Origin of the sequence: Winogradskyella sp. SM1960 (assembly GCF_020179375.1) — a bacterium.
In the GTDB taxonomy this organism is placed as follows: domain Bacteria; phylum Bacteroidota; class Bacteroidia; order Flavobacteriales; family Flavobacteriaceae; genus Winogradskyella; species Winogradskyella marina.
On sequence record NZ_JAICBG010000001.1, the window covers coordinates 684,184 to 709,957 of the forward strand.

Here is a 25,774-nt window from a genome sequence, read left to right on the forward strand (position 1 = left end):
GTATGAAACTTGATGAACCAATTACAAAACCATTCTTCTTTGTACTCTTTGGTTTAATTGTTTTGGGTTCTCTTATTTTTCAACTAAATGCTTATTTTGAAAAGACAGAAATAAAAAAACATAAAATAGAAGTCATTGGTAAAGTGATAGACCAATATCGAAACAGCAAATCAACGAGACATATTAGATATGAATACACTTTTGAAGGTAGAACATACGAAGACACAAAAGCACTTGGTAATAATTCTAAAAATTATTTAAATAAATATTTTAAAGTCAATATTTCTGAAGCAAAGCCAGACTTTAGTATTATTTTGCTAGATGAAGAAATTATTATACCAACAAACTAAAACCTACTAGGTTTTTAAACCTAGTAGGTTTGGAATTAAATATTCTACTTCAAACTTGTTAAACTCGCTTGAATTGTTTCAATCTTAGCTAAGGCATCTGCTTCTTTTTTCTTTTCAGCAGCTACAACTTGCTCCGGTGCTCCTGCTACGAAACGCTCGTTAGACAATTTCTTTTGTACTGATTTTAAGAACCCTTCTGTATATTTTAATTCTTCCGTTAGTTTTGTAATCTCAGCCTCAACATCTATACTACCTTCCATCGGAATAAAATACTCATTCGATTTTACTCTAAAGGTTAGAGCTCCTTCTACAGGTTCTTTCACATAGTCAAAGCTTTCTAAGTTGCCTAGTTTAGCAATTACAGCATCAAACGTTGTGGAAGCATTTTCGTTATTTACCACCGAAAATCCAATGGCATCCTTAAACGCTATGTTCTTTTGTTTTCTAATGTTTCTAATTCCTGAAATAACCTCTGATGCAAAATCAAACTCTGATATTAATGTGGTATTAATCGGTTTTGCTTCTGGCCACTTTGCAACAATTAAGGCATCTTCTGGAGAACGCTCTTTAATATATTGCCATATATCTTCCGTTAAGAAGGGCATAAAAGGGTGAACTATTTTTAAGTTATCTTCAAAAATAGACATCACTTTCTCATAGGTTGTTCTATCTATAGGTTGTTGATAAGCCGGTTTTACCATTTCTAACATCCAACCACAAAAATCATCGTAAATCAACTTGTAAATTGACATTAGTGCATCACTTAGTCTGTATTTACTAAAATGATCTTCTATTTCGACCAGTACAGACTGAAATTTAGCTTCGTACCATTCTAAAGCAATCTTACTAGAGTTTGGTTGTTCAATATCTGCTACCTCCCAAAGATTCGTTAACTGAAAAGCATTCCATATTTTATGACCAAAACCTTTACCTTGTTGACATAAGGCTTCATCAAACATTAAATCGTTTCCGGCAGCAGAACTTAATAGTAACCCTACTCGTACTCCATCCGCTGTATATTCTTCAATAAGTTTTAAAGCATCGGGTGAATTACCAAGAGATTTAGACATTTTTCGTCTTTGCTTATCTCTAACTAACCCTGTTAAATACACATTTTCAAAAGGCCTTTCGTCTTTATATTCATAACCAGCAATAATCATTCGCGCTACCCAGAAAAATAAAATATCTGGTCCAGTTACTAAATCGTTTGTTGGATAATAATATTTTATTTCTTCATTTTCAGGGTTTCTAATACCATCGAACACGCTCATTGGCCATAGCCATGAACTAAACCAAGTATCTAGTGCGTCTGTGTCTTGAGTTAAGTCTGAAGCTTGAAGCTCGGAGTTAGAAGTTTTTACTCTTGCAAGCTTAATCGCTTCCTCAATACTTTCTGCAACCACAAAATCTTCTTTCCCATCGCCATAGAAATACGCAGGAATTTGTTGTCCCCAAAGTAACTGACGTGAGATATTCCAATCGCGAATATTCTCCATCCAATGTCTGTACGTATTTTCAAATTTCTTAGGAAACAATTTGACATCACCTGTTTTTAAAACGGCATCAATAGCTGGTTTGGCTAAATCTTCCATTTTTAAAAACCATTGGTCGCTTAATCTCGGTTCGATTACTGCTTTTGTACGTTCAGAAGTTCCGACTTTATTAACGTGGCTCTCAGTTTTAACCAAAATACCAGCTTCTTCTAATTCTTTAACGATTCCTTTTCTTACGACAAAACGATCTTGACCTTCGTAATGCATTCCGAAACTATTCAAACTCGCATCAGCATTAAAAATATCAACCACTTCTAGTTGGTGTCTATCCCCTAAAACTTTATCATTTTCATCGTGAGCAGGAGTTACTTTAAGACAACCTGTTCCAAATTCAATATCGACATACTCATCTTCAATAATAGGAATAACGCGTCCACAAATAGGCACAATCGCTTTTTTACCTTTTAAATGCGTGAATCGTTCATCATTTGGGTTAATACAAATCGCTGTATCACCAAAAATGGTTTCTGGTCGTGTAGTTGCTATGGTTAATTTTTCATCGCTTCCTTCAACTTTATATTCTAAATAATATAATAAGCCTTGTTTTTCTACATGGATGACTTCCTCGTCTGATAAGGTCGTTTTAGCTTCAGGATCCCAGTTAACCATTCGGTAACCTCTATAAATAAGGCCTTTGTTATATAAATCTACAAATACCTTTATTACCGCTTCAGACATATCGTCATCCATTGTAAACTTCGTACGATCCCAATCACAAGAACAGCCTAATTTTTTAAGTTGCTCTAAGATGACTCCTCCATATTCATCAGTCCATTCCCAGGCATGCTCTAAAAATTCTGCACGCGACAAATCATTTTTATCAATACCTTGTTCCTTCAACTTGGCAACAACCTTAGCTTCTGTGGCAATTGAAGCATGATCCGTACCAGGAACCCAACACGCATTTTTACCCAATAAACGTGCACGACGAATTAAAACATCTTGAATCGTGTTATTCAACATATGTCCCATGTGTAACACTCCAGTTACATTTGGTGGAGGAATTACAATGGTGTATGGTTCTCTTTCATCTGGTGTAGAGTGAAAATAATTGTGCTGCATCCAGTAGTTGTACCATTTATTTTCAACTGAAGATGCATTATATTTAGATGGAATTTCCATATTTTGGTATTGTTTTTGTAATACTTAGATTATAACGAGCAAAAGTACTTATAATTCCTTTTTCGAAAAATTATTAGTGTAAGAATATGGGGTAATAAGCCAAAATTTCTGTTAAATGGAGTGTATTACATCTAATAAATTTTGATTGAAAGGAAAAAGTAAGTAGTTTTGAATTATCAATTTTAAAAATAAAATGATGAAAAATTTAATAGCAGTATTATTTGTAGGACTAATGAGCGTTGGTGCTTTTGCACAAGAGAAAGTTGCAAAAATAGAGTTTAAGACAGATGTTATAGACTACGGTACCATAGAAAAAGGTGCTGATGGAGTAAGAACATTTGAGTTTACCAATACAGGTGATGCTCCTTTGGTTATCTCTAATGTGAAATCGACTTGCGGTTGTACAGTACCTAAAAAACCTAAAGGACCAATTATGCCAGGTGAAACAGGGGAAATCGAAGTAAAATACGACACAAAAAGAGTCAACCCTATTAGAAAGACAATTACTGTTTTTTCCAATGCTGAAACACCAACAGTAGCATTGAAAATAAAAGGATTAGTAGTTGACCCTAATAAGACTAGTGTTTTAGAAAAGAAAAGTAAAAGTATGCTTGAGCAATAATCTAGTATATTAATAATAGATAAAAGATGAGCTTTCAATTTGAGAGCTCATTTTTTTATGTATTTTTTCTATTAACCTTAAGAATTTTCAGAACTTAGCAATTTAAAACTAATACCACATGCCAACAATATCAAACAAAGGCATCCAGATGCCAGAATCACCAATTAGAAAATTGGTTCCTTACGCAGAAGAAGCTCAAAAAAAAGGAAAAAACATTTACTACCTAAACATAGGTCAACCAGATATAAAAACTCCGCAAGTAGCTCTCGATGCTATTAAAAATGCAACTATAGAAACATTAGCATATAGTAGATCTGAAGGTTCTGAAAGCTACAGAATAAAAATTGCAGATTATTACAAACGCAATTCTATTTCGGTTTCGCATGACGACATTATTGTAACCACAGGAGGAAGTGAAGCACTTTTATTTGCTTTTGGAAGCATTATGGACGTCGGTGACGAAGTTATAATTCCTGAGCCATTTTATGCTAATTACAATGGGTTTTCAACAGCTTCTGGTGTGAATGTTGTGCCTGTAATTTCTAAAATTGAAGATAATTTTGCACTGCCTCCAATTGATGAGTTTGAAAAATTAATCACGCCAAAAACAAAGGCTATTTTAATTTGTAATCCAGGTAATCCAACTGGTTATTTATATTCTAAAGAAGAAATAAAACAACTTGCTGCTATAGTTAAAAAGCACGATTTATTTTTAATAGCTGACGAAGTTTATAGAGAGTTTGTTTACGATGGCATTGAACATTATTCTGTTCTCCAAGAACCAGGATTAGAAGAACACGCTATAGTTATTGATTCCGTATCTAAACGTTATAGTATGTGTGGTGCACGTATTGGTTATTTAGTATCGAAAAATAAAGACTTCATAAAAACAGCTTTAAAATTTGCACAAGCAAGATTGAGTCCACCGACTTTAGCACAAATTGCAAGCGAAGCAGCTTTAGACACACCTCAAAGTTATTTTGATGATGTAAAAGAGGAATATGTAAAACGTAGAAACACAGTAATTTCGGCCTTAGAAAAAATTGAAGGTGTAAAAGTGGCTAAACCTAATGGAGCGTTTTACTGTATTGCAGAATTACCGGTTAAAAACTCTGATAATTTTGCAAAGTGGCTATTAGAATCCTTTGATGATAACGGCAATACCGTAATGGTAGCTCCTGCTGCTGGGTTTTATTCTACTCCTGGTGTTGGACTCAACCAAATACGAATCGCTTATGTGTTAAATAATGAGAGTTTAACAATTGCCGTAAATATTCTAGAAAAAGCATTAAAGGCATATAAAGACTAATGACTATTATTAATAATGCTTCTCTAAAGTCGTTTAACACTTTTGGTATCAATGCTAAGGCGCAGTCTTATTGTGATATTAAAGACCTTGACACGCTTTATAATGTTTTAAAAAAGCATTACAAAACGCCATTATTTGTTTTAGGTGGAGGAAGCAATATGTTATTAACTAAAGATATTGAAGCCTTGGTGCTTCATATTAACCTAAAAGGCATAGAAATCGTTAGTAACACTGAAAACTCAGTTATTATTAAAGCAATGGCTGGTGAAAACTGGCATAATTTTGTCCTTTGGTGTTTGGAACACAACTATGGAGGTATTGAAAATTTATCTTTAATTCCTGGTAATATAGGTACAGCTCCTATTCAAAATATTGGGGCATATGGAGTTGAGCTTAAAGATGTTTTTGTGAGTTGTGAAGCCATAAAAATCGATGATCAGTCCGTAAGAACATTTACAAATTCTGATTGCAACTTTGGCTATAGAGAGTCTATTTTTAAACAAGGCTTAAAAAATCAATACATCATTACAAGTGTTAACCTTAAACTTACCAAGACCAAACATCAATTACACACAGATTATGGTGTTATAAGAAACGAATTAGATGTTAACGGTATAAAAGCACCAACGATTCAAGACGTTTCAAATGCTGTAATTGCTATTAGACAAAGTAAACTGCCAGACCCAAATGAGATTGGTAATAGTGGTAGTTTTTTTAAAAACCCTATTATTTCGGCTGAAGAATTTAGTGAATTAGAATGCAATTTTCCAGATGTGCCTTCTTATAAAATATCAGATGAAGCTATAAAAGTACCTGCAGGATGGCTTATTGAAAAAGCTGGATTTAAAGGAAAGCGATTTAATGATTATGGTGTCCACAATAAACAAGCCTTAGTTTTAGTTAATTACGGCAATGCCAGTGGGAAGGAAATTTTTGACTTAGCACAATTAATTCAAAAAACAGTAAAACGAATATTTAATATTAGAATAGAAACTGAAGTAAATATTATATAAAGCAAAAGTCACAATTTTGAATTGTGACTTTTGAATTTAGAATAATTCTTTTGAAAATGCTATTAATCAACCTCTTATGAAGAAAAAATCATTCTAATAGTATATATTAAGCACCTATATGGTGTATTTAAGTATATTTACGTTCAGAAACCTGATTTAGACTATTTAACCTACAAAAAACAATACTTTAACACTTTGAGTATAACACCTACAGAAAAAAAAATCATTGAATATCTCCAACAAGGAGATAAACGCGCTTTGAATTTGCTTTATGACAATTATTCCAATAGTCTTTATGGTGTTATTTTAAAAATAACAGTGAATGAAGAAGTTGCACAAGACGCGTTACAAGAAACCTTTGTAAAAGTGTGGAAAAACGCTTCAAAGTACGATGCTTCCAAAGCTAAACTCTTTACTTGGTTATTTCGTATTGCTAGAAATACAGCCATTGATAAACTGCGTAGTTTTAATAACCGATACCATAAAGAAGTCCAAATTGACACTTCTAACGTATATATATTACCAACAACAAACTTTAACCAAGATGTCATGGACATCAAAGAACATGTTGGGAGACTAGAAGAAAAATATCAAATTGTGTTAGATGCCTTGTTTTTTCAAGGGATGACGCAACAAGAAGCCAGCGACGAATTAGATATTCCACTTGGCACAGTTAAGTCTAGATTAAAAATAGGATTAAGAGAACTGAAAAAGGTTTACAATCCATAAATTATTTGATCATGGAAAAAAAATTACAACACTTTTTAAATTCTGACCTACTTAATAAGTATTTGGTTGGAGACATTTCTTTGGAAGAATCCAAAGAAGTAGAACACTTCATTTCTAAGTATCCAGAAGCAGCTCAGGCTTATGAAAAGCTTCAAGATAATTTAGAGATTATTGCAAAAGCAGGTGCTGTAGATGTACCAAAGAATAGTTTAGAAGACATTTTAGATGCCTTAGAAGAAACAAATGACACTAAAGTAATTCAGTTAGTACAAGACAGAAAAACACCTTGGTACAGTATTGCAGCAAGTGCAGCAGCTATTTTATTTGCAGCGACTTCGTTTATGCTCTATCAAAAAAACATTGAATTGAATAGCGAAAACAATGTAGTAGTTGATGAGATTTATGACTTACGCAGCGATATTGAAAATAACAATTCAAAATTAGATGAATTATCTAGAGAGTTGCTAAAACTCAACAATCCAGATTCTAAGAAGTATGTTATTAACGGTAACGATCGTGCTAAGAATCTTAAAACGGTAGCCTACATTAACCCTATTGAAAAAACCTCTATGATTGATGTAATTACTTTACCTCAGTTACCAAAAGAGCAGGAGTACCAAATTTGGGCTGAGTTGCAAGATAGAATGGTTAATCTAGGTATTTTAGATGAATCTGACCGTAAGTTAAAGCAGATCCCTTATATGGAAGATGCATTAGCACTTAGTATTAAAATTGGCAAAAAAGACAATGCCAAAGAAAATGACACAGAAGTTGCTGAAATTTCATTAAAAGATAAGCAGTAAGGTAATTACCTAAAAAAAAAGAGGCACAGTTTTAATTGTGCCTCTTTTTTTTACTTGAAATTTAAAAAAGTTTACTCTTTTTCAAAAAATGATTTATGGATAATACCTCCAATAACAGCACCCACTATAGGAGCTACCCAAAACAACCATACTTGAGACATATACGCTCCTTCTGCAAATATAGCCTGACTTAATGATCTTGCCGGATTTACAGATGTATTTGTAATAGGAATACTAATTAAGTGAATTAAGGTTAAGGCTAATCCAATAGCAATAGGAGCGAAACCTTTAGGAGCTCTAACGTTTGTACTACCTAAAATAACAATTAAAAAGAATGCCGTTAAAACCACTTCAGCGACTAATGCAGACATCATACTAAATCCTCCTGGCGACAAATCATCATAGCCATTAGCAGCAAATCCTCCTACTCCATTAAAATCTGCTTTACCAGAAACTATAAGATACAGCACACCTGCAGCTGCAACAGCTCCAATAACTTGAGCAATAATATATCCCAATAAATCTTTAGCTTCAAACTTTCCTCCAGCCCAAAGCCCAATAGATACAGCCGGATTAAAATGACCACCTGAAATGTGACCTACAGCAAAAGCCATTGTTAATACAGTAAGACCAAATGCCAAAGCAACTCCTAGAAATCCAATTCCTAATTCAGGAAATCCTGCAGCAAAAATTGCACTACCACAACCTCCAAATACAAGCCAAAACGTTCCGAAGAACTCTGCGAATAATTTTTTCATAATTCTTAAATTAATTAGTTAGTAAAAATATGTATTAGCAGTATGACACATAATCAACAAGTTAAGTCACATCGAAATGAGTAAGAAAATAAATGTAAAAGCACTATCTTTGCATTCCATTTAAGATGAAACATCTTAACATCCAATACTTGTTTACTAAAGGAATTGTTATAGATGTTCCATCTGGCAATTAAAAAATAACAGACAAAAACAGATGAAATTACTACTACTTACATTAGGATTATTAGCTCTTGCAGTGGCCGGAATCGCCATTAAAATATGGGCAAAAAAAGACGGTAAATTTGCAGGTACTTGTGCAAGCCAAAACCCTATGCTTAATAAAGAAGGTGAAGCTTGTGGGTTTTGCGGAAAATCACCAGAAGAATATAAAGACTGTAGCGAACCTCAACATTCATAAGCATTAATGGTATTTCCCTCAATACTATTTTATGCATTTATTGCAGTTGTTAGTATTCAAATAACATATTACCTTAGTTTTCTATTTTCTTTTAGTATTAAACGTGCCGAAACACGACTAAAAAAGCACATCCCAATATCTATAATTATCTGTGCTAAAAATGAATCTGAGAATCTAAAGAAAAATATTCCGTCCATATTAAGCCAAGCTTATTCAAATTTCGAAATTGTTTTAGTCAACGATAGTTCGTACGACGATACATTAGAAACAATGAAATCTTTTGATGCGGAAAACACCAACATTAAACTTGTTGATGTAAAATCTAATGAAGCTTTTTGGGGAAATAAAAAATACGCACTTACTTTAGGCATAAAAGCTTCTAAACATGATTTTTTAGTATTTACAGATGCCGATTGTTCACCGAATTCTGATCAATGGTTGGCACAAATAAGCAGTCATTTTTCAAATGAAAATTCTATTGTTTTAGGTTATGGAGCTTATTCTAAAAAGAAGTTTTCAATCTTAAATAAGCTTATAAGATTTGAAACTGTAATGACAGCCTTACAGTATTTCTCCTATACCAAAATGGGAATACCATATATGGGAGTTGGTCGTAATATGGCTTATAGAAAAGAGTTGTTTTTCAATAATAATGGTTTTAACAACCATATGTCTATCAAATCTGGTGATGATGATTTATTTATAAATGAAGTCGCAAATGCGTCTAACACATCAATTTGTTTTACAAATGACAGTTTTACAATTTCAGAGCCGAAAACATCTTTTAAAGCATGGATTCTTCAAAAACGAAGACATATTAGTACCGCTAAATTTTACAAATTAAAGCATCAATATTTATTAGGGCTATTTTATATTACCAATTTACTATTTTGGATTTTAGGTAGTTCTTTACTAATTATAGGGTTTTCATGGCCTTGGATTGTTGCATTAATTAGTTTACGCTTTATAATTCAATGGTTATGCTTTGGGTTTACCGCAAAAAAGTTTAAAGAATCAGACCTCATTCTATTTATGCCAATTTTAGAATTATTTCTCATTACTACACAATTAAGTATCTTTATAGCTAATCTGATATCTAAGCCAAAGCATTGGAAGTAAAAGAAGCCATAAATAAAGCGAAAAACAATAATCAAATAGCATTCAATTTTTTGCTAGACACATATTGGAGTGATGTTTATGCGTTTCAACTTAAACGTACCATGAATGAAAATGATGCTGAAGACATTACCATACAGACATTTTCTAAAGCATTCGATAAGATTGACACCTATAATGACGCTTATAAGTTTAAAACATGGCTGATTACTATTTCAAAAAATATTCATATTGATCTAGTTAGAAAACAGAAAAACACAATTAACAACACCTCTAAGGACAACGAATACCGTTATTTAGATATTGTTGACAATTCACCTACACCTGAAGATAAGATTATCACTGAGCAAAACCTTGCAAATCTTTTACGTGACATCAAAAAATTAAAACCACATTATCAGGAAATTATTAATTTACGGTATTTTCAAGAATTGAGTTACAAAGAAATATCTATTGAGCTTAACGAGCCCATTAACAACGTGAAAGTAAAACTTTTGAGAGCCAAGAAATTATTAGCCGAAATTATAGTTAAAAGCTAATGTCTTCAACTTTCAAAAACTAGGTCTCCGTTTATTATTTGCCGCTGTTGTAATTGGTGTTTCGTACTTAGTAGAATTTACAAGAGTTAGAGCAGATTTTAATTTTAACAATCCGTACCATATATTCTATTTGGCATTTGCTCCGTAAATGGGTTTATTAATTAACATTGCGACTATCGATTTATTTCTACAACACCTTTTTTGCCATAATCAACTATACATTAATTTCTAGTAAATACACCCCAAAAAGCTAGAGACCTCATTTAAAACTTCATATTCTATCCAGGCTAAAAATCATTTTTATCAGTGGCTTTAGCATCTGGCATCTCTCAATTCAATACCCTATCTTTATTATTTACTTTGTATCTTTGTGACTTGAAATTGATAATTGCATGGAAACGAAAGTTGCTTCAAATATTTTACCAGAAAGAAAGCCAAAATGGTTAAGAGTAAAATTACCTACAGGCAAAAAATATACAGAACTTAGAACCTTAGTAGACAAGTATAAATTAAATACAATTTGTACGTCGGGAAGTTGTCCTAATATGGGAGAATGCTGGGGAGAAGGTACAGCTACGTTTATGATTTTAGGAAATGTATGTACACGTTCTTGTGGATTTTGTGGTGTAAAAACAGGTCGACCAGAAACAGTTGATTGGGATGAACCAGAAAAAGTGGCTCGGTCCATAAAACTAATGCAAATTAAACATGCTGTTTTAACCAGTGTTGATAGAGATGACTTAAAAGACATGGGAAGCATTATGTGGGCAGAAACCGTAAAAGCTGTAAGACGGATGAATCCTGAAACCACGCTTGAAACACTTATTCCAGATTTTCAAGGTGTTGAAAAACACATTGACCGTATTATTGATGTGGCGCCAGAAGTAGTATCTCATAATATTGAAACCGTAAGAAGATTAACCCGAGAGGTGAGAATACAAGCAAAGTACGATCGTAGTCTAGGCGTTTTAAAATACTTAAAAGCACAAGGGCAACGCAGAACTAAATCTGGCATTATGTTGGGTTTGGGAGAAGAGCGCGAAGAGGTCATTCAAACCCTTCACGATTTAAGAGCTCATGATGTCGACGTTGTTACGATTGGTCAGTATTTACAACCGAGTAAAAAGCACTTACCTGTAAAGCAATTTATAAACCCTGATCAGTTTGATGAATATAAAGCTATTGGTTTAGAACTAGGCTTTAGACATGTAGAAAGTAGTGCATTAGTTAGATCTTCGTACAAAGCACAAAAACATATTAACTAATGATAACTATAGCCATAAACGGATTTGGCAGAATTGGCCGACGTGTATTTAGACTAGCTTTAAAGCATCCACAAATTCGTGTCGTTGGAATAAATGATTTGGCTGATACCAGAACTTTAAGTCATTTATTAAAATATGATAGTATTCATGGCGTTTTAACAGACACCATTTCTTTCGACGAACATCATTTAATTGTTAATGGAGACCCCATTCCTCTATATGGAGAATCACATCCCAAAAATATTAATTGGTCGCAAGTACAACCCGATTTTGTAATAGAATCCACAGGAAAGTTCAAAACCAAAGCAGAACTTCAACACCATATTACAAATGGAGTCAAACGCGTTATTTTATCAGTTCCAGCGTTAGAAGACGATATTAAAACTATTGTATTAGGCGTTAACGATCAAACTATAGATGGTACAGAAACCATATTGTCAAACGCTTCTTGTACAACTAATAATGCAGCACCAATGATTGCATTAATAAAAGAACATCTTGGCATTAAACAAGCCTACATAACAACTATTCATTCTTACACAACAGATCAAAGTCTGCACGATCAACCTCATAAAGATTTAAGACGTGCAAGAGCTGCAGGACAATCTATTGTGCCAACTACAACAGGAGCAGCAAAAGCATTGACAAAAATATTTCCTGATTTATCTGATGTTATAGGTGGTTGTGGTATTAGAGTTCCTGTTGCAAACGGCTCATTAACAGACATTACAATAAATGTTGAACAACCAACAACGATTAAAAAAGTTAACGAAATATTTAAAAATGCAGCCAATAATGGCCTAAAAGGAATTATTGAATATACCGAAGACCCAATTGTATCTATAGATATTGTTGGAAACCCAAGCTCATGTATCTTTGATGCGCAAATGACTTCTGTTATAGGAAACATGGTAAAAATAGTCGGTTGGTACGATAATGAAACTGGTTATAGTTCAAGAATTTTAGATTTAATTTGCGATTTATCGAACAAACAATCACTTTTATCGAATAAATAATTATATTTGTTCAAACCTAAAGTGAGCTGAATGTCCCAGATCAAATATTACATATTTGTTTTTTTAGCATGTTTTTGTAGTCTTATTTTTGCACAAGAAGCCAGTGTAGAAGATGAGGACATTCTGTCTTTGAGGCTTAATGAACATATAAATCAAGCAAAATTAGACAGTGATCGAGGCAAGTATTATAGTGCTAAAGACAACCTTGTAAAAGCATTAGATATTGCAGTAACAATTGACGATAAATCTAGCCAAGGTAAAACGCATACCAAAATCGCCAAAGTTCAGTTTTTAGTTGGAGAGGAAGATCAAGCTACGATTTCTCTTAGTAAAGCAATAAAAATTCAACGCGAAATTGATGATTATGGCAATCTCGCCATTACCTATAATATAAAAGGCGTCATTTTAAGTACAAAACAAGAATACGACAAAGCTTTAGTGTATTTCAAATCGGCAAGAAACCTTTTTGAGCAAGTAGATTTAGAAGAATATGTCTCAGAAGTTACACTGAACGAAGCTAAAGCTCTTATTGCACAAAAAAATTATGAAGATGCTAAATCAAAGCTCGAAAGAACCATAATCATAGCTAAGAAGTACGACCAAAAGCGTCGTCTGAGTAGTGCTTTGATTCAAAGCGGAAAAGTATATAGTGCACTTCATAATACAAAAATAGCTTTAGCACAAACCGAAGAAGGTTTAACTATTGCACAGTCACAAAAGTTAATAGAAAATATAAATGAAGCCTTTGTAACCTTAAGTGATATTCACGAACAAAATGGAAGCTATAAAAGTGCTCATGAGTACATTAAAAAGCATATTCATTTATCAGACTCTATACTAAATGTAAAACGAGAAAATATAACAACAAGTATATCTGGTGAATCTATCAGCAATTACAAGGATGCCGAAAATGCGCAATTAAAAGCACAAATAGACGAAGTAAGTGCAGAAAGTGCATTTACCAGAATAACTACAATATTAAGTATTGCATTAATAACAATTTTATCGTTGTTAACCTTATCGCTGTATAAAAACAATAATATTAGGTTGAACACCAACACTATGCTTCACAAAAAAAATGATGAACTTATTGTTGCAAAAGAAAAAGCAGAATTAGCCTCTAAAACAAAAGCTAACTTCTTATCTACCGTTACACATGAGTTGCGTACACCGTTGTATGCTGTAACAGGACTTACTAATATGTTATTGGATGAAGATCCAAAAGAACATCAAGTGCCACACTTAAAATCCTTAAAGTTTTCTGGAGATTACCTATTAACCTTTATCAACGATATTCTTCAAATTAATAAAATTGAAGCCAATAAAGTTGAAATTGATCCAGAACATTTTAATCTTAAAAACAAATTAGAAAATGTTATCTCGGCACTTAGCAATTCTGCTAAGGATCAGAATACTAATATTCATTTAGAATATGAAAAAGGGTTACCAGAAACATTTGTTGGTGACCAATTAAAAATTTCCCAAATCTTAATTAACCTACTTGGAAATGCTATTAAATTCACAAAAGATGGAGACATCTGGGTGAGAGCTTGTAAAGTTGATCTAAAAGACAACATGTACAAGCTACGCTTCGAAATTGAAGATAATGGCATAGGTATTACAAAAGAAAAACAAGACCACATGTTTGAGAGTTTCTCTCAAGGTTCTGTACAGATTAACAGAAAGTATGGAGGTACTGGTTTAGGTTTATCTATTGTAAAAGGACTAATTCAAATCCTTAAAGGAACAATTCATTTAAAGAGTGAGCTTGGTAAAGGCACAACATTCTATTTTGAAATTCCTTTAGAGTATGATGAAGTGGTCGACAAAACCGAAGTAGAAGAAGTTAATAAAGCAAATAAGATGGAAGGATTGGATTTAAGCAAGGTTAAGATTCTCATTGTAGAAGACAACAAAATCAATCAAATGATTACTAAGAAGATTCTGAATAAAATGGATCTTTATTGTGACGTTGTAGACAATGGTGAAGCTGCAGTTGAACAAGTGCAGAACACAACATACGATGTCGTTTTAATGGATATTCATATGCCAGGTATAAGTGGATTAGAAGCCACAAAAATCATTAGAACTTTCGATAAAGAACTCACCATATTTGCCCTAACAGCTGTAACGTTAGAAGATAAAATGCATGAGTTTGGTGACGCTGGTTTTGACGATATTATTTCTAAACCATTCAAGCAAGAAGATTTTGAAGACAAATTGCACGCAGCACTTTCTGGAGAAAAGATAGTCTCTAGTTTCTTTAGTTAACAAACGCTTTAACGGCTGCATTAAATTGTGCCGCATTATCTATTTTTAATTCAATAGGTAAAAAGAACAACTTATCTTTTAAACTTCCATAACTGCTTAATCTTACATAATCTTTTTCAGTTGTAATTATCAATGATTTTGAATTCAATTTTTCAATATCAGACGCTCTAAAATTATAATGATCACCAAATTCCAAATGATCAAACTTTAAGCCTTTTTCTACTAAAAAACGAACCAATGGTTGTGCATTAGCTATTCCTGTAACTAAAGTAAATTTTGGTAGTGTACTTAGCTCTAAAGCAGCTGATTCTGATACTACATTTTTCGCATAATCAACATAACTAAAAAATACTTCCTGATTATCTTTAAGGCTTAACTTTGAAGCAATTTTTAACTTTTCTGCATCCGAAATATCTTTATGACACTTTGTGACCACAATTAAATCTGCGCGGTTTGCACCAGACCTTGGCTCTCTTAAATTACCCGATGGCAACACAATATCTTTATAATAAAGGTTGTTATATGCGGTTAACAGAATATTGAATCCTGCCTTTACTTTTCTGTGTTGAAAAGCATCATCCAATAAAATAACATCGGGCTGATCATCTAAGGTCATAAGTTCTGCAATACCATTTTGCCTATCTGCATCAACAGCAACAGTAAGGTCATTAAATTTTCTATGAAACTGAAAAGGTTCGTCGCCAATAGTATCTGCATTTGCCTTGTCGTCTGCTAAAATAAAACCATTCGTTTTACGCTTATAACCTCTGCTTAATGTGGCCAGTGATTTCTCGTCTTTTAACAAGCGAATTAAATACTCTATCATTGGTGTTTTTCCCGTTCCACCTGTACTAAGGTTTCCAACGCAAATCACAGGAAAATCATAAGACTGAGACGGTTTTACTCCAACATCGTACAACCAATTACGTAACCTAGTGATTAGGTAATAAATTGGCACAATAGGAAACAATATGATGCGGATAATCTTCACGGTTACTAAATTATATTATTTTTGAAACAAATATACACTTATGATTATACAAGACGTAATTAATCACTTGCACAACTTAGCACCTTTAGCTTATGCTGAAGATTTTGACAATGTCGGACTTTTAGTTGGAGATAAAAATCAAGAGGTCTCAGGTATTCTTGTGACATTAGATACACTCGAAGCTGTTGTTGATGAAGCTATTGAGACTAATTGCAATCTTATTGTAAGCTTCCACCCTATTATCTTTTCAGGCTTAAAAAAATTAACCGGAAAAACATATGTAGAGCGTGTGGTTATAAAAGCGATTCAACATAATATTGCTATATTTTCTATTCATACGGCTTTAGACAATGCGTTTCAAGGGGTTAATTCTATTATATGTGATCAATTAGGATTAACGAATAAAAAGATTCTCATACCACAATCTGGTACCATTAAAAAATTACAAACCTATGTTCCAAAAGTAAATGCAGAAGCCTTAAGAACGGCCTTGTTTAATGCTGGAGCAGGAAATATTGGCAATTACGAATCGTGTAGTTTTAATGTTGAAGGAGAAGGTACTTACTTAGGAAATGAAAATTCTAATCCTGTTATTGGTAAAAAAGGTGAGTTACATACTGAAAAAGAAGTCGCCATTTCTGTAACTTTCAAAAAACATTTAGAACCAAACCTATTACAAGCGCTTTTTGAAGCACATCCATATGAAGAAGTTGCTTATGAAATTTCGACCTTAGAAAACACCAATCAACATATCGGTATAGGTATGATTGGCGAGCTAAATGACGCTATGAATACAGAGGATTGTCTTAATTTTATAAAAAACAAAATGAATACAGATTGTATTAGGTATTCAAAATCATTAAATAAACCGATTAAACGCATTGCGGTTTTAGGTGGCTCAGGTAGTTTTGCTATTTCGGCTGCAAAAGCGGCCAATGCTGATATTTTAGTCACAGCCGACTTAAAATATCATGATTTTTTTAGAGCCGAAAACGACCTTATTTTGGCAGATATTGGACATTATGAAAGCGAACAGTTCACAAAATCGTTTTTAGTAGACTATCTCTCAAAAAAAATCACTAATTTTGCAATCATTTTATCAAAGACAAATACAAATCCGATAAAGTATTTATAATTATGGCAAAAAAAGCTGAAGTTTCTGTTGAAGAGCGATTAAGAACACTATATGATTTACAATTAATTGACTCTAGAGTAGACGAAATAAGAAATGTCAGAGGAGAACTTCCATTAGAAGTTAGAGATTTAGAAGACGAAGTTGAAGGGCTTAACTTAAGAATGGATAAGCTAAATGATAGCCTAACTATTATTGATGAAGAGATTAAGGCTAAGAAAAACTTAATCGAAGAAGCTAAGACTTTAATCAAAAAATATAGTGAGCAGCAGAAAAATGTTAGAAATAACAGAGAATACAACTCACTAACTAAAGAAGTTGAATTTCAAGAGTTAGAAATTCAATTGGCAGAAAAGCACATTAAAGAATTTAAAGTTCAGATAGAGCAGAAAAAAGAAGTTATTTCTGAAACTAAAGAGCGTTTAAAAGATCGTACTGCACACTTAAAGCACAAAAAAGGTGAGCTTAACGAAATCTTAAAGGAAACTGAAAAAGAAGAAGAAGCTCTTAACAACGAATCTGAAAAGTATCAAAAGAAAATTGATGACCGTTTAGTTAAAGCATACCTCAGAATTAGAAACAACGTTAAAAATGGTTTAGCTGTTGTTGCTATTGAGCGTGGTGCTTCTGGTGGTTCTTTCTTTACGATTCCACCTCAAATACAAGTAGAAATTGCTTCTCGTAAAAAAGTAATTACTGACGAACATAGTGGTCGTATTCTTGTAGATGCTGATTTAGCAGAAGAAGAAAAAGTAAAAATGAATAAATTATTTACTAAACTTAGTAAATAAGCATTCAATACATAATATATCTAAGCCTTTGCATTTGCAAGGGCTTTTTTTATTTATGTTAATTTTAGAATAGTTGGCTTTAAGGATTTGTATCTTATTACGACTATTAAAAAAAAGAAAAATCAACTCAGGGTTGTAATGAATAAGATCCTGAAACAAACTCAACATAAATGAAAAAATTGCTCAGCATAATTGCACTTACTGTATTATTCAATTGCCATAACCAAGCACAAACAAATCCTAAACAACAAGCTGTTATTGATGCAGAACCTGTTGTAGTTCCATTAAAAGATGGCAAAGCCAGAGCATATTTTGCAAGTGGTTGTTTTTGGTGTGTTGAAGCCATTTACGAAAGCGTGAAAGGTGTTGAAGAATCTATTTCAGGATATGCAGGTGGATTTACAGAAAACCCAACCTACGAACAAAGCAACACAGGACGAACAGGGCATGCCGAAGCTGTCGAAATTATTTACGACCCTGAAGTGGTTAGTTTTTCGACCTTAGTCGATGTGTATTTTGGATCTCAAAACCCAACTCAAGTTAACGGTCAAGGTCCAGATCATGGCTCACAATATCGTTCTATTATCTTTTATCAAAACGAGGAACAAAAGAAAATCATTGAAGAAAAAAAAGCAGCACTATCTAAAAGTTTAGATGCAACTATTGCTGCTGAAGTATATCCATTTCAAAAGTTTTGGGTTGGTGAAGATTACCATCAAAATTATGAGCGTAGAAACCCCAATAATGGTTACATTAGAAATGTATCTATTCCAAGGCTAAACCGATTTAAAGCTAAATTTCCTGAATTGTTAAAGGATGATGAGAAGCATTAATATAACCGTAATAGCCCTATCAGGTTTTTAAAACTTGACAGGTTTGTTTTTATAATTTTATTGCCTTCAACTCAAAAATCATTGGAAACAATTGATTCTTCATGGTATACATTCCTGCTTCCGTTCTTATTAAATCTGGAAACACATCATATGGACTTTCATCATATTCATTGAGGTAATCGATTTGTAATCCGGCTTCAATTAGAGCATTAACAACGTCGCTTAATCCATGATTCCAACCGTATTCCTTACTCACCATTTTTGAAGTTTGATTAGCATAAGTCCCTTCATATTCCTCATAAATCACCTCATCTTGACTGTAATGATATTTCATTTCGGCTTTGCCATTTGTATAATCAAACATCCAAGCGATAGGGTGAAATTCTACAATATAAAACATCCCACCAACTTTTAAACGTTCAGCAATCATTTTTGCCCAAGGTTTTAAATCAGGTAACCAACCAATGGTTCCGTAACTTGTAAATACAATATCGAACGTTTCCTTAATATGTTCTGAAGTATCTAAAACATTACAACACACAAACTCAGCATCAAGCTGTAATTCTTTATTTAATTGTTGGGCTAATTTTACACCTTCATCACTTAAATCTACACCTACACACTTTGCTCCCATTCTACTCCAACTCAGTGTATCTTGACCAAAATGACATTGTAAATGCAGTAACGATTTACCTTTTACATCACCTAAAGCCTTCAATTCATAAGGCATCAATGATGTTTCTCCCTTTTTAAAAGCCTCTAAATTATACATATCACTTTGTGCATGTATGGCTACTTTTTTGTTCCAAGTAGCTCTATTAACTTCAAAATAGTTAGGCTTGTCTTTCATGGTTGGTTAATTTAGCCTGCAAATTACTATAACTTTTTTAATATGAAATCAATATATCTTAGTCTCATTTGTTTACTTCTTGTTTCAAATTGTAAATCTGACCAACAAAAAACGTCAAAAGAAAACCATAAAGAAGAGTTTAAAGAATTATCTATCGCAGAAAAAATTGCCAACGCACATGGTTTTGAACAATGGCAAAATGTCTCTGAAGTAAAATTCACCTTTCAAGTAAATAGAGATTCTGTTCAAGGAAAAGGTCGTTCATGGACATGGAATCCTAAAGAAAATAAAGTAAAAATGTCAACTAGTGAAACACCCATTGCATATGTTAGACATAAAATAGACAGCAGTTACATCAGTACTGATAAGGCATTTATTAATGATAAATTCTGGCTACTTGTACCCTTTCAACTGGTATGGGATTCAACAGCAACGATATCAGAACCAAAATTTGTAACATCCCCAATTTATAATAAAACCCTAAAATTAATAACGTTAACATATCCTCAGAAAGGAGGTTATACTCCTGGCGATGCTTATGACATATATTACGACGACGATTATATAATCCGAGAATGGGCTTATAGAAAAGGAAACTCTGAAGAACCATCACTAAGCACAACGTTTGAAAACTACAACGATTACAACGGTATTAAAATAGCTACAAACCATAAAATGGAAGGTGGTAATTGGAATCTAAATTTTACAGATGTTAAGATTACTTTGGACGACCAGAAATAAGACCGTATTTTCGTAACCTATAATGTAAGATTCACGTACAGAGTTTCACTTTGATACGTATAGCTTACATTTTCCGCCTTAGGGCGTCTATATATACAAAACACTTTAGCTATTCTGTTAAAGTGTTTTTTTAGTTTAATTATTTTCAGAGGTATTTGAAATGTAAAACCTAAAAGAGGTCCCAACACCTATTTCACTTTCTAAAACTAAACGTCCACCTAACATTTCAACATACGCTTTTGAAATAGACAATCCAATACCAGATCCATGAAGTGCTTCTCTGTTACCAACATCTACTTGATAAAAAGGATTAAAAATAGTTTCTTTTTTATCTTCCGGAATTCCTACACCCGTGTCTTTTATTAAAAACTCTATTTGAGACGTATTAGAATTTACATTGCAGTAAAGTAAAATACTATCGCCTTTTGAAGTATATTTTATGGCATTTTCTATTAAATGCTTAAGTACAGCAGTAAGTTTTTCTCTATCTGACTTTATGAGTTGTTCTTTTTTCGGAATTTGATTATTCAAATTAAATTGAACGTTCTTTAATTCTGCTTCATGTAAAAACACTTTATACAAACCTTCAATAATATCATTAACATTAAACACGGTGTTTTTAACGGTCATTAGACCCGTTTCAATTTTAGATATGTTTAAAATGTCTGTAATAACATCGAGTAACTCATTACCACTACCTTCAATTACTTTAACATACTCTTGGTATTCCTCATCTTGTTTATGATATTCTTTTAAAAGTTCCGCACTACCCAAAATACCATACATTGGTGTTCTAATTTCATGGCTCATATTGGTTAAAAAAGCAGATTTTAATTGATCGGATTCCTCTGCTCGCTCTTTAGCAAGAACTACATTTTTATGCTTTTCCAAAAGTTCTTCCTGTAATTGGTGTTCTTTTAAAAGTGCGTTATGCAAATGGTCTATTAAAAATGAAACCGAAAAAACAGTCCCTAAAATAAATAGGATATTATTTATAAATACAATTAATAATACATTAAATAGTTCATCTTTAAATATGGGAAATTCAAAAATTTTAAAATAATGGAAGACAAGAATTAACGCATAGCAAATACTCGAAACCAACACCGTAAACATACCCGCTTTCTTACCACTGTACAGCGTAACTAAAACACAAACCATAAATAACAGGAGTCCACTACTACTTTTTAATCCAATAGAAGCAGTTAATGCAAATGCTAGTATAAATAAGTTTATAGAAAACAGGGTTTTCTTAGTGTTAATACTGAGTTTATTATTAAAAAACAGAAAACAAATTACAGCGATAGCAACTGTATCTAAATAAAACACAAACCATTTTTCTAAAATTATAACAGTTATCGCAGTAGAAATATAGGAAAAAACACCTATCGGCAACAAGATGATCAATATAGAAACAAATAGTTTATTTCTGAAATATGATAATTCATCTTGTCCTTCTTCTTTAGAGAAGTGACTGTATTTAATATACCAGTGATGATATGAATACCAAAGGTTCTTCAGCATATATAATTTGTTCGGTTGATTGATTACAATAAATCTACTCAGAAAAAATCAATTATACCAATTATTTCTTCTGAATTAATTATATTAAAATGACAGCTTAGATACATAATTAAAATATCATTTAATTATGCTATTTTTGTTACAATCCGAAAAACATCTTACTTTGTCCAACTACAAACATGGTCTTGATTACGCAAAACAACAAGACGAAATAGACGAATTATCTCAGTACAGAAATCAGTTTCACATTCCAAAAGACACCGATGGAAACGACCTTATTTACCTCTGTGGAAATTCACTTGGATTGCAACCAAAATCAACCAAAGCATACATCAATCAAGAATTAGAAGATTGGGCAAAACTTGGTGTTGAAGGTCATACGGATGCCAAAAATCCTTGGTTGCCTTATCATGAATTTCTTACAGAAGCAACCGCGAAATTAGTTGGTGCAAAACCGATTGAAGTTGTAACAATGAATTCCTTAACGGCCAATCTTCATTTTATGATGGCCTCGTTTTATAAACCGACCAAGGAACGTTATAAAATTTTAATTGAAAGTGATGCCTTTCCTTCTGATAAGTATGCTGTAGAATCGCAATTAAGACATCACGGTTATGATGATAAAGAAGGTTTAATCCTTTGGAAACCTAGAGAAGACGAAGAGTTATTACGTTACGAAGATTTAGAAAAAATCCTAGAAGCACACGGAAATGAGATTGCGCTTATAATGGTTGGAGGCGTGAATTACTATACTGGCCAGTTTTTCGATTTTAAACGCATTACTGATTTAGGTCATAATTATGGTTGTAAAGTAGGGTTTGATTGTGCACATGGAGCAGGAAACGTGAATTTAGATTTACACAATTCGGGAGCCGATTTTGCAGTTTGGTGTACGTATAAGTATATGAATTCAGGACCAGGAAGTTTATCCGGTTGTTTTGTTCACGAAAGACATGCTTACGATAAAAACCTCAACCGATTTACAGGTTGGTGGAGTCATAATAAATCTACACGTTTTAATATGCGGCATGAATTTGATGTGTTACCTGGTGCCGAAGGCTGGCAACTCAGTAACCCACCAATTTTATCCATGGCTGCAATTAAAGCCTCATTAGATATGTTCAATGAAGTAGGTATTGAAAAGCTAACTAACAAATCAAAAAAGCTTACTGGTTATTTCGAATTTTTATTAAAACAGTTAGGAGAAGGTACCATTAGAATCATCACACCAGAAAGTCCTGATGAACGTGGTTGTCAGCTATCAATTCAAGTTTTGAATGCTGACAAATCCTTACATGATAAATTAACCGAAGCCGGAGTCATTAGCGATTGGCGAGAACCAGATGTCATTAGATGCGCACCAGTTCCTTTGTATAATTCATTTGAAGATGTGTATATGATGGTTGAAAAGATGAAAACTATTTTGAATAAAAACTAAATATCATTCCGTGCACAGTCGAGAGGTTTTAATTCAATCTCGACTGCGCTCGACCAGACAAAAATGAAAACAAAAACCAATCACCAAGATTATAAAAGTCTAATAAATTTGTAAAAAAAGAATTAATTTAGGATTGAAGAAAAAAGGAATTCAACATTCAAATCCCAAATCAATTCATAGAATTGAACATCAATCTGCAGAAATAATGAGCGAAAAGCGTAACTGCGAAGCGAAGCTTCAAGCATGTAGCTTTGAAAGTGAATGTTCCGAAGGAATTTCCTCAGATTGATTGTGATCTTTTGGTTCGTTTTGCATCAAGGCAAAATGAACAAACATAAAACATAACGTTGAGAGCACTTCGACTGCGCTCAATGTGACAGCAAGAAAAATAGAATGAGTAATAAACAACAAAACATACTAATCATAGGAGCAGGACTTTGCGGAAGCCTTTTAGCACTACGACTAGGACAAAGAGGCTACAACGTAACCGTTTACGAAATGCGTCCAGATTTAAGAACCACAGACATATCAGCTGGTCGATCTATAAATTTAGCCTTTTCAGATCGCGGCAACAAAGCCATGAAACTCGTTGGCATAGAAGACAAAGTAAAGGCACTCTGCATTCCAATGAATGGTAGGATGTTGCATGACAAAGAAGGCAACACCATTCTATCTAATTACAGCGGAAGAGATTACGAATACATCAATTCTATATCGAGAGGCGAACTCAACAGTTTACTATTAAACGAAGCTGAAAAACACGACAATGTTACCATTCATTTCAACAAAAAATGTCAATCCGTTGATTTTGAAAAAACCACAGCTCTATTCAAAGATTACAACACAAAAGCTGAATTTGTAGAGGATGCAGACGTCATTATCGCAACTGATGGAGCAGGTTCAGCGTTACGAAAGAGTTATTATTTAGGTCAAAAATTCCTATTCAGTTTTTCACAAGATTATTTAAGTCATGGTTATAAGGAATTGTCCTTTTTACCCACTGAAACTGGCGATTACAAAACCTACAAGAATGCTTTGCATATTTGGCCAAGAAGTAGTTTTATGTTGATTGCCTTACCAAATTTAGATGGTAGTTTTACAGTCACTTTATTTTTAAGTTATGATAAAGGAGAATACAATTTCAATAATTTAACCACACCTGAAGTGGTAACTGAATTTTTCCAAAAAGAATTCCCAGATGCTTTAGCAATTATGCCCAATTTAGTGGATGACTTTTTCGCTAACCCAACCGCTGCCTTAGGAACCGTAAAGTGTTCGCCATGGCATTACAAAGGAAACACCTTATTAATGGGAGATTCTGCACACGCCATTGTACCGTTTTATGGTCAAGGTATGAATGCCTCTTTTGAAGATGTTGTAGAATTTGATAAGGTTCTTGACCAAAATCTGAACAGTTGGGAAGAAACATTTAAAGCCTACGAGAAAAACAGGAAAAAAGATACAGATGCTATTGCCGATTTAGCAATTGATAATTTCCATGAAATGAAAGGTCATGTGGCGAATCCGATTTTTCAAGAAAAACGAAAAATTGAAATGGCTTTAGAAAAAGAATTCCCAGATAACTATTCCTCAAAATATAGTTTAGTTACCTTTAATGAAAACATAGGCTACAGACATGCCATGTTAAAGGGTAGAGCACAAGACAAAGCTATTTTAAACATGCTGACCGATAAAATAATCTCATCCAAAGATGATTTAAAAGAGATTTTAGAAAAAGTAATCAGAGAAACTGAGGCGATTTTAGAAGATGATAGGATTGCGGGACTTTAGCTGTTAGCTGTTAGCTGTTAGCTGTTAGCTGTTAGCTGTTAGCTGTTAGCTGTTAGCTGTTAGCTGTTAGCTGAAAAATTAAAAACAACTAGGGAAGAAAACAAAATTTAATAAAAGTTAATGTCCCAAATCAATTCAAAGAATTGAACATCAATCTGCAGAAATAAAGAGCGAAGGAATGTAGATGCGAAGCGAAGCTTCAAGCACGGAATTCCGAAAGCGAATGTTCCGAAGGAATTTCCTCAGATTGATCGTGATTTTTGGTTCGTTTGCATCAAGGCAAATGAACAAAATAAGAAAATAAGCAGATTGCCACATCACGAAAAAAAAAAAAAAAAACGTGATTCACAATGACGGATAACACAAAATTATGAGTAACAATACAAAACCCACTTCCAAAGGAACAGGAGTAACACCAAGAGGCGCATATCCACACGTAAAACAAGTCGGAGATTTTATCTTCGTTTCAGGAACAAGTTCTCGACGCGCAGACAACACAATTGCAGGTGTAGATATCATTGATGAGATGGGAACAAAACGTTTAAACGCATATACCCAAACGCAAGAAGTCTTAAAAAACATAGAAAAGAATTTAGCCAAAGTTGGAGCTACCTTAAAAGATGTCGTTGATGTCACCTCTTTTTTAGTGAACATGAATGACTTTGCAGATTACAACAAAGCTTACGCAGAATTCTTTGAAAAAGAAACAGGTCCAACCCGAACAACCGTTGCTGTGCATCAATTACCGCATCCAGATTTGGTTGTTGAGATAAAGGTTATGGCTTATAAAAAATCGTAA

At 33.2% G+C, this 25,774-nt stretch carries 24 protein-coding genes; 19 read left to right on the forward strand and 5 right to left on the reverse strand.

What is annotated here, in order from left to right:
• Positions 1 to 2: 2 nt before the first annotated feature.
• A complete protein-coding gene (locus K1X16_RS03105; RefSeq protein WP_225035000.1) occupies positions 3 to 350 on the forward strand; it encodes a hypothetical protein in 348 nt (115 codons plus the stop codon).
• 44 nt (positions 351 to 394) lie between these two features.
• Here K1X16_RS03105 and K1X16_RS03110 read toward each other — a convergent pair whose 3' ends face one another.
• A complete protein-coding gene (locus tag K1X16_RS03110; protein WP_225035001.1) occupies positions 395 to 3,025 on the reverse strand; it encodes a valine--tRNA ligase in 2,631 nt (876 codons plus the stop codon).
• Positions 3,026 to 3,221: 196 nt separating this feature from the next.
• On the opposite strand from K1X16_RS03110, the gene K1X16_RS03115 reads away from it, so the two are divergent.
• From K1X16_RS03115 to K1X16_RS03135, 5 genes are all read left to right on the forward strand, one after another.
• Positions 3,222 to 3,647: a DUF1573 domain-containing protein gene (locus K1X16_RS03115; RefSeq protein ID WP_195869693.1), complete on the forward strand. Its 426-nt coding sequence runs from the start codon at positions 3,222 to 3,224 to the stop codon at positions 3,645 to 3,647.
• Positions 3,648 to 3,765: 118 nt separating this feature from the next.
• Positions 3,766 to 4,956 (forward strand): pyridoxal phosphate-dependent aminotransferase, encoded by a 1,191-nt coding sequence (locus tag K1X16_RS03120; protein WP_195869694.1) that lies wholly within the window; start codon positions 3,766 to 3,768, stop codon positions 4,954 to 4,956.
• Entirely contained in the window at positions 4,956 to 5,969 is a 1,014-nt protein-coding gene (murB, locus tag K1X16_RS03125) for a UDP-N-acetylmuramate dehydrogenase (protein ID WP_225035002.1), read from the forward strand. Before K1X16_RS03120 ends, murB begins: the two co-directional genes overlap by 1 nt.
• A 195-nt stretch (positions 5,970 to 6,164) precedes the next feature.
• On the forward strand, positions 6,165 to 6,698 hold the full coding sequence (locus K1X16_RS03130; RefSeq protein WP_195869696.1) for an RNA polymerase sigma factor: 534 nt from the start codon (positions 6,165 to 6,167) through the stop codon (positions 6,696 to 6,698).
• An 11-nt stretch (positions 6,699 to 6,709) separates the two neighbouring features.
• Positions 6,710 to 7,501, forward strand: coding sequence for an RNA polymerase subunit sigma-70 (locus K1X16_RS03135; protein ID WP_195869697.1), 792 nt, complete (start codon positions 6,710 to 6,712; stop codon positions 7,499 to 7,501).
• Positions 7,502 to 7,572: 71 nt separating this feature from the next.
• Here K1X16_RS03135 and aqpZ read toward each other — a convergent pair whose 3' ends face one another.
• Positions 7,573 to 8,259 (reverse strand): aquaporin Z, encoded by a 687-nt coding sequence (gene aqpZ, locus K1X16_RS03140; protein ID WP_225035003.1) that lies wholly within the window; start codon positions 8,257 to 8,259, stop codon positions 7,573 to 7,575.
• A 214-nt stretch (positions 8,260 to 8,473) separates the two neighbouring features.
• On the opposite strand from aqpZ, the gene K1X16_RS03145 reads away from it, so the two are divergent.
• The 6 genes from K1X16_RS03145 (at position 8,474) to K1X16_RS03170 (ending at position 14,884) form a co-directional block, all read left to right on the forward strand.
• Positions 8,474 to 8,677 (forward strand): membrane or secreted protein, encoded by a 204-nt coding sequence (locus K1X16_RS03145; RefSeq protein ID WP_178983597.1) that lies wholly within the window; start codon positions 8,474 to 8,476, stop codon positions 8,675 to 8,677.
• Positions 8,678 to 8,683: 6 nt separating this feature from the next.
• Positions 8,684 to 9,796, forward strand: coding sequence for a glycosyltransferase (locus tag K1X16_RS03150; RefSeq protein ID WP_225035004.1), 1,113 nt, complete (start codon positions 8,684 to 8,686; stop codon positions 9,794 to 9,796).
• Positions 9,787 to 10,332: an RNA polymerase sigma factor gene (locus K1X16_RS03155; protein WP_195869700.1), complete on the forward strand. Its 546-nt coding sequence runs from the start codon at positions 9,787 to 9,789 to the stop codon at positions 10,330 to 10,332. Before K1X16_RS03150 ends, K1X16_RS03155 begins: the two co-directional genes overlap by 10 nt.
• Positions 10,333 to 10,724: 392 nt before the next feature.
• Complete coding sequence (lipA, locus tag K1X16_RS03160) at positions 10,725 to 11,597, forward strand: lipoyl synthase (RefSeq protein ID WP_195869701.1); 873 nt, start codon at positions 10,725 to 10,727, stop codon at positions 11,595 to 11,597.
• A complete protein-coding gene (gene gap, locus K1X16_RS03165; protein WP_225035005.1) occupies positions 11,597 to 12,613 on the forward strand; it encodes a type I glyceraldehyde-3-phosphate dehydrogenase in 1,017 nt (338 codons plus the stop codon). Before lipA ends, gap begins: the two co-directional genes overlap by 1 nt.
• Positions 12,614 to 12,643: 30 nt before the next feature.
• Positions 12,644 to 14,884: an ATP-binding protein gene (locus K1X16_RS03170; protein ID WP_195869703.1), complete on the forward strand. Its 2,241-nt coding sequence runs from the start codon at positions 12,644 to 12,646 to the stop codon at positions 14,882 to 14,884.
• Here K1X16_RS03170 and lpxK read toward each other — a convergent pair.
• Entirely contained in the window at positions 14,877 to 15,875 is a 999-nt protein-coding gene (lpxK, locus tag K1X16_RS03175) for a tetraacyldisaccharide 4'-kinase (RefSeq protein ID WP_225035006.1), read from the reverse strand. The two genes, K1X16_RS03170 and lpxK, sit on opposite strands and share 8 nt — an antisense overlap.
• 40 nt (positions 15,876 to 15,915) lie before the next feature.
• Here lpxK and K1X16_RS03180 point away from each other — a divergent pair, with 40 nt between their 5' ends.
• The 3 genes from K1X16_RS03180 (at position 15,916) to msrA (ending at position 18,631) form a co-directional block, all read left to right on the forward strand.
• Positions 15,916 to 17,010 (forward strand): Nif3-like dinuclear metal center hexameric protein, encoded by a 1,095-nt coding sequence (locus K1X16_RS03180; RefSeq protein ID WP_225035007.1) that lies wholly within the window; start codon positions 15,916 to 15,918, stop codon positions 17,008 to 17,010.
• 2 nt (positions 17,011 to 17,012) lie between these two features.
• Positions 17,013 to 17,798, forward strand: a complete 786-nt coding sequence (locus tag K1X16_RS03185) for a zinc ribbon domain-containing protein (RefSeq protein WP_195869706.1) — start codon at positions 17,013 to 17,015, stop codon at positions 17,796 to 17,798.
• Positions 17,799 to 17,968: 170 nt separating this feature from the next.
• Complete coding sequence (msrA, locus tag K1X16_RS03190) at positions 17,969 to 18,631, forward strand: peptide-methionine (S)-S-oxide reductase MsrA (protein ID WP_195869707.1); 663 nt, start codon at positions 17,969 to 17,971, stop codon at positions 18,629 to 18,631.
• Positions 18,632 to 18,680: 49 nt separating this feature from the next.
• Here the strand turns inward: msrA and K1X16_RS03195 are convergent, their stop codons facing one another.
• Positions 18,681 to 19,481 carry a class I SAM-dependent methyltransferase gene (locus tag K1X16_RS03195; protein WP_225035008.1) on the reverse strand — a complete coding sequence of 267 codons (801 nt, stop codon included), beginning with the start codon at positions 19,479 to 19,481 and terminating at the stop codon, positions 18,681 to 18,683.
• A 42-nt stretch (positions 19,482 to 19,523) separates the two neighbouring features.
• Here K1X16_RS03195 and K1X16_RS03200 point away from each other — a divergent pair, with 42 nt between their 5' ends.
• Positions 19,524 to 20,222, forward strand: coding sequence for a hypothetical protein (locus K1X16_RS03200; RefSeq protein ID WP_225035009.1), 699 nt, complete (start codon positions 19,524 to 19,526; stop codon positions 20,220 to 20,222).
• Positions 20,223 to 20,357: 135 nt separating this feature from the next.
• Here K1X16_RS03200 and K1X16_RS03205 read toward each other — a convergent pair whose 3' ends face one another.
• Positions 20,358 to 21,746, reverse strand: coding sequence for a sensor histidine kinase (locus K1X16_RS03205; protein WP_225035010.1), 1,389 nt, complete (start codon positions 21,744 to 21,746; stop codon positions 20,358 to 20,360).
• 163 nt (positions 21,747 to 21,909) lie between these two features.
• Here K1X16_RS03205 and kynU point away from each other — a divergent pair, with 163 nt between their 5' ends.
• The 3 genes from kynU (at position 21,910) to K1X16_RS03220 (ending at position 25,774) form a co-directional block, all read left to right on the forward strand.
• The gene (gene kynU / locus K1X16_RS03210; protein ID WP_225035011.1) at positions 21,910 to 23,184 is read left to right on the forward strand and encodes a kynureninase; all 1,275 of its coding nucleotides are present in this window, start codon (positions 21,910 to 21,912) and stop codon (positions 23,182 to 23,184) included.
• A 393-nt stretch (positions 23,185 to 23,577) separates the two neighbouring features.
• A complete protein-coding gene (locus tag K1X16_RS03215; protein ID WP_225035012.1) occupies positions 23,578 to 24,975 on the forward strand; it encodes an FAD-dependent oxidoreductase in 1,398 nt (465 codons plus the stop codon).
• Positions 24,976 to 25,345: 370 nt separating this feature from the next.
• Entirely contained in the window at positions 25,346 to 25,774 is a 429-nt protein-coding gene (locus K1X16_RS03220) for a RidA family protein (protein WP_225035013.1), read from the forward strand.